Below are 5204 nucleotides of genomic sequence, written 5' to 3' on the forward strand. Positions count from 1 at the left end.
GGGAGATAGGTGCGCATGTGCCAATATGCTTCTCAATTCCACGAATGTTTGATGCGATAGCGGCAAGCTGCTGTTCAGTAAGTTTATATAATCCATTTTCTCTTTTCTGTTGCCATTTTTAATTTTTTATAAAAGAATCTGCAGATCAAATTGGCGTATCGTAATCAAATTCGCTTTTAGTCCCCTTATGCAATTGTTTTTCAAAATCTATTTCTTTTTTCATCTCTTCAAAGTAGTGATAGGCATCTTGTAATTCTTTTGAGAGGCTAATCCATTTTGATTTTCCAAGCTTCAGAGCATTTCTCAACTCATCATAAGTTTCTTCGGTTAAAGGAAGATTGTAAATATTTAGGTGTTTCGATTTCATATATTATTAAACTAATGGCGATTTAAAAGCAATTAATTTACGAAATAAACCTGAGAATTGCAAGTAATATTACTGCAGGAATTGATGCTGTTGTGACAGCAAAATAAAGTCAAATCAAATTAATTGTATATAGTGCTTCATTTATTAGATTGACATAATATTATCAGAACTGATGAAAAATGATTGTCAAAAATTAATTGTACACAACAACAGGTAGTTTATTCTAAAGAAATTGGTATTCAATATTAAATAGTTATTTTTGCTAAAACTACCAATCAATTCACATGAAAGGAATTATTTTAGCAGGGGGGTCAGGAACTCGTCTGTATCCAATTACCAAAGGAACCTCAAAGCAATTATTGGCTATTTACGACAAACCAATGGTTTATTATCCATTGTCTATTTTAATGCTTTCAGGTATTACAGAAGTTTTAATAATTTCAACCCCTCACGATTTACCAAATTTTAAAAATCTTTTGGGAGATGGGTCTGAAATTGGAATGCAGTTCTCATATATAGAACAACCTTCACCAGACGGATTGGCTCAGGCTTTTATTTTGGGGGAAGAATTTATAGGAAGCGATGATGTTTGTTTGATTTTAGGAGATAATATTTTTTATGGAGCTGGAATTGAACAGTTAATGGAAGATGCTGTAAAAACAGTTTCAGAAGAAAAAAAGGCAGCTATTTTTGGATACTATGTACAAGACCCAAACAGATATGGTGTTGCAGAATTTGATAAAAATGGAAATGTGTTTGGTATTGAAGAAAAGCCAACGAACCCTAAAAGTAATTATGCAGTAGTAGGTTTGTATTTTTACCCAAACAGTGTAGTTGAAATAGCAAAAAATACGAAGCCAAGCGCTCGAGGAGAATTAGAAATAACAGCAGTAAATCAAACATATTTACAAAGAGAGAAGTTAAAAATGGCATTGATGGGGCGTGGTTATGCGTGGTTAGATACGGGTACGCAAGATTCGTTACTTGAAGCTTCTAATTTTATTCAAACTATAGAAAAAAGACAAGGTTTAAAAATTGCTTGTATTGAAGAAATTGCCTTTGAAAAAGGATATATTTCTAAAGAACAATTGCTTGCTTTGGCTAAACAATACAATAATAATGAGTATGGATCATACTTACTGAATATAGCTTTGAAAGAATAAAGTAGGACTGAGCGTTCAAAAAATGTTCAGTGAACATTTTTAGCGATAGGGTCAGGTGGCGCGTTGGGATTAAAAAGTGTAAAGGCTAAAGGCTAAAGAAAAAAGTAGTTATGAAAAATGATTTACAAATAAGATTGTTTAGATTTTCTGTTGATGTAATAAGAGAAGTAAGAAATTTACCCAATTCTAAAGAATATCAAGTAATATCATACCAATTGTTGAGGTCTGCAACTTCCTGTTGGTGCTAATTATGAAGAAGCACAAGGAGCAGTCTCAAAGCAGACTTTTCAAATAAGGTAGGCATCTCACTAAAGGAGATAAGAGAAGCAAATTATTGGATTAGAATACTAATTGAAATTTTGGAGCAAAATAATAATTGGAAAGATAAAGAAACTGAATCAAAAGAATTAATGAATATTTTAGGAGCAATACATTCAAAAACCTCAAAAAGATGATTAAATGGTCTTTAAACTTTAACCTTTGTACTTTAAACTTTATTTAAATGAAATTTATTAGAACTGAAATACCCGATGTAATTTTATGTAAACCAACAATTTTAAAGGATGAAAGAGGTTACTTTTTTGAATCCTTTAAAAAAGAAGCGTTTGAAAAATTTATGGGAAGTACTATAAATTTTACCCAAGATAATGAAGCAAAATCAACAAAAGGGGTTTTAAGAGGGTTGCACTACCAATTACCACCTTTTGCACAAACTAAATTGGTGCGAGTTGTGAAAGGAAAAGTGTTGGATATTGCAGTTGATATTCGGAAAGGTTCTCCTACTTTTGGGCATTATGTAGCCATAGAATTAAGTGAAGAAAACAAATACCAATTGTTTATTCCTGCCGGATTTGCTCACGGGTATGTGGTATTAAGTGATGAAGCAATTTTTAGTTATAAAGTAGATAATTATTATCATAAAGAATCAGAAAGAGGTATTATGTATAATGATACTACGTTGCAAATAGATTGGAAATTACCAGTAGCGGAACTTCTAATTTCTGAAAAAGATAAAATGCAACCACCCTTTAAAAAGGCTGATTTATTTGAAGAAACTTCGTTTAAATGAGTAATATACTAGTAACAGGCTCAAAAGGGCAATTAGGATTAGAATTGGTAAGCTTGGAAAGTGATTTTCAAAATTACACCTTCTTTTTTACCGATAAAAGCAACTTAGACATTACTAATTTTGAAGCTGTTTCAACATTTGTTTCAGAAAATAATATTGCTATTATTATAAATTGTGCGGCTTATACCAATGTTGATAAAGCTGAAGAAGAAGTTGTATTAGCTGATGAAATTAATCATTTAGCAGTTAAAAATTTAGCAAAAACAGCAAAGCAGCACCATCTAAAATTGATACATATATCAACCGACTATGTGTTTGATGGAACTTCAAAAGTACCTTATGTAGAAACTTCAAAAACAAACCCACAAAATAGGTATGGTAGTTCAAAATTAAAGGGAGAACAAGCTTTGTTAACTATAAATCCTGATAATTCAGCTATTATTAGAACTTCTTGGTTGTATTCAAAGTTTGGTAAAAACTTTGTAAAAACAATTTTAAGGCTAAGTGAAGAGAAAGATACCATTTCAGTAGTTTCAGATCAAATAGGTTCGCCAACCAATGCACATGATTTGGCACAAGCTATTTTACAAATTATTCCTTTATTAAAGAGTAAAGGAGTTCAAACCTATCATTATGCAAATGCTGGTGAATGCAGCTGGTTTCAATTTGCAGAAGAAATTGTAAAACAAGCCCAACATAATTGTACCGTTTTGCCAATAAATTCTGAAGCGTTTAAAACTCAGGCTAAAAGACCAAAATTCAGTTTACTAAATACAGAGAAGATTCAGGAAACGTTTCAACTAACAATTCCGCATTGGAAAGATTCGCTTAAAAAATGTATTGAGAAATTGAACAAGTAATTACATTTCATATTAAACCCTTTGTGCTTTCCCTTTAAAATTTTATCTTTAACCCCTTACCTAAACAAATAAAACGTATTAAGGATGAAAGCAATTTTAGTAACGGGAGGAGCAGGATTTATTGGGTCTAATTTAGTGGAACATTTAGTAAATAAATACCCTCAATATCATATTGTAAATATAGATTTATTAACCTACGCAGGGAATACAGAAAATTTAAAATCTATTGAAAAAGCTCCAAACTATACATTTGTTCACGGAGATATTTGTGATAGGGAATTAGTAGAGCGTGTTTTTCAACATTACATTATACATGGGGTGATTCATTTAGCTGCAGAATCTCATGTTGACAATTCTATAGATGGCCCTGAAATTTTTATTGACACCAATATTAAAGGAACTTTTACCTTATTAGATGTTGCTTATAAATATTGGATGGAAAAGCCATTTGTTTATAAAAAAGGATTTGAAAATAATAAATTTTTACACGTTTCTACAGATGAAGTTTATGGAACTTTAGGCGAAACAGGCTTATTTACAGAAGAAACTCCGTATGCCCCAAACTCACCTTACAGCGCATCAAAAGCAAGTAGTGATATGATTGTACGTAGTTACCATCATACCTATGGCATGAATACGGTAATTACCAATTGTTCAAATAATTACGGACCTAAGCAACACGATGAGAAATTAATTCCAACAGTGATTCGAAAAGCATTAGCGGGTGAAAATATTCCTGTTTATGGAGATGGAAAAAATGTTAGAGACTGGTTGTATGTGTTAGATCATTGCAAAGGAATTGACTTAGCGTATCAAGAAGGGAAATCGGGTGAGGTTTATAATATAGGTGGTAAAAACGAACAAAATAACAATTATATCGTCAATAAAATTTGTGAATTGTTAGATACATTAGCACCAAAAGAAGGCAAAACCTATAAAAATCAAATTACGTATGTGAAAGATAGAGCAGGTCACGATTTTAGATATGCCATTGACGCCACTAAAATTGAAACTCAGTTAGGTTGGAAAGCTGATGAAAACTTTGATTCGGGTATATTAAAAACAGTTGAATGGTATTTGAAAAAGTATAAAGAGTAAAGAGGTTATCAGTTATTAGTTGTCGGTTATAAAAAGTCCCCCTCTTGAGAACTTGTAGTGAGCCTGTCGATAGGGGTTAGGAGTGTTTTTTTTGAAGCTGATAAAAAAACTAAGACTAAAACTAAGACCAAAACTAAGACTAAAACTAAGACTAAAACTAAGACCAAAACTAAGACTAAAACTAAGACCAAAACTAAGACCAAAAATCAGAAAACAGCCAACCAACAACAGAAAAAAAGAACAAAGAAAAAAGACTAAAGAAAAAAGAACAAAGAAAAAAGACTAAAGAAAAAAGAACAAAGAAAAAAAAGTCTTAGTGAAACAACCGAAAACCGAAAACCGAAAACCAACAACAGAAAAAAAAAGAACAAAGAAAAAAGAACAAAAGTCTTAGTCTTAGTTTTCGTCTTAGTCAAATAAAAACAACCGACAACAGATAACCGAAAACAGATAACCGAAAACAGCCAACCAACAACCGACAACAGATAACCAACAACCCCCCCCAAAAAAAAATGAATAACAACTACATAAGTAATCATAAAATTTTAGTCACAGGAGGCGCAGGATTTATAGGCTCAAATTTATGTGAAGCATTATTAAAACTGAATAACAACGTAGTTTGTTTAGATAATTTTGCCACAGGAAAA

General features: G+C 31.6%; 6 protein-coding genes and 1 pseudogene. 6 read left to right on the plus strand and 1 reads right to left on the minus strand.

All coding sequences use genetic code 11. From position 1 onward, the window contains the following. Positions 1-145 precede the first annotated feature (145 nt). Positions 146-367, minus strand: a complete 222-nt coding sequence (locus tag ABY863_RS12680; RefSeq protein ID WP_372795405.1) for a hypothetical protein — start codon at positions 365-367, stop codon at positions 146-148. Between the two features lie 284 nt (positions 368-651). On the opposite strand from ABY863_RS12680, the gene rfbA reads away from it, so the two are divergent. From rfbA to ABY863_RS12710, 6 genes and pseudogenes are all read left to right on the plus strand, one after another. Continuing rightward, on the plus strand, positions 652-1530 hold the full coding sequence (rfbA, locus tag ABY863_RS12685; RefSeq protein WP_372795407.1) for a glucose-1-phosphate thymidylyltransferase RfbA: 879 nt from the start codon (positions 652-654) through the stop codon (positions 1528-1530). Between the two features lie 284 nt (positions 1531-1814). Next, positions 1815-1985, plus strand: a pseudogene (locus ABY863_RS12690) (four helix bundle protein); the annotation flags it as partial. A gap of 47 nt (positions 1986-2032) precedes the next feature. Beyond that, entirely contained in the window at positions 2033-2599 is a 567-nt protein-coding gene (gene rfbC / locus ABY863_RS12695; protein WP_372795409.1) for a dTDP-4-dehydrorhamnose 3,5-epimerase, read from the plus strand. Then, entirely contained in the window at positions 2596-3459 is an 864-nt protein-coding gene (rfbD, locus tag ABY863_RS12700; RefSeq protein WP_372795411.1) for a dTDP-4-dehydrorhamnose reductase, read from the plus strand. The genes rfbC and rfbD overlap by 4 nt, the downstream gene beginning before the upstream one ends. Positions 3460-3543: 84 nt before the next feature. Further along, positions 3544-4557 (plus strand): dTDP-glucose 4,6-dehydratase, encoded by a 1014-nt coding sequence (rfbB, locus tag ABY863_RS12705; RefSeq protein WP_372795413.1) that lies wholly within the window; start codon positions 3544-3546, stop codon positions 4555-4557. A 512-nt stretch (positions 4558-5069) separates the two neighbouring features. Then, on the plus strand, positions 5070-5204 hold a 135-nt coding region (locus ABY863_RS12710), incomplete at its 3' end, for an NAD-dependent epimerase/dehydratase family protein (RefSeq protein ID WP_372795415.1).

The organism is Lutibacter sp. (assembly GCF_041562875.1).
Taxonomy (GTDB): domain Bacteria; phylum Bacteroidota; class Bacteroidia; order Flavobacteriales; family Flavobacteriaceae; genus Lutibacter.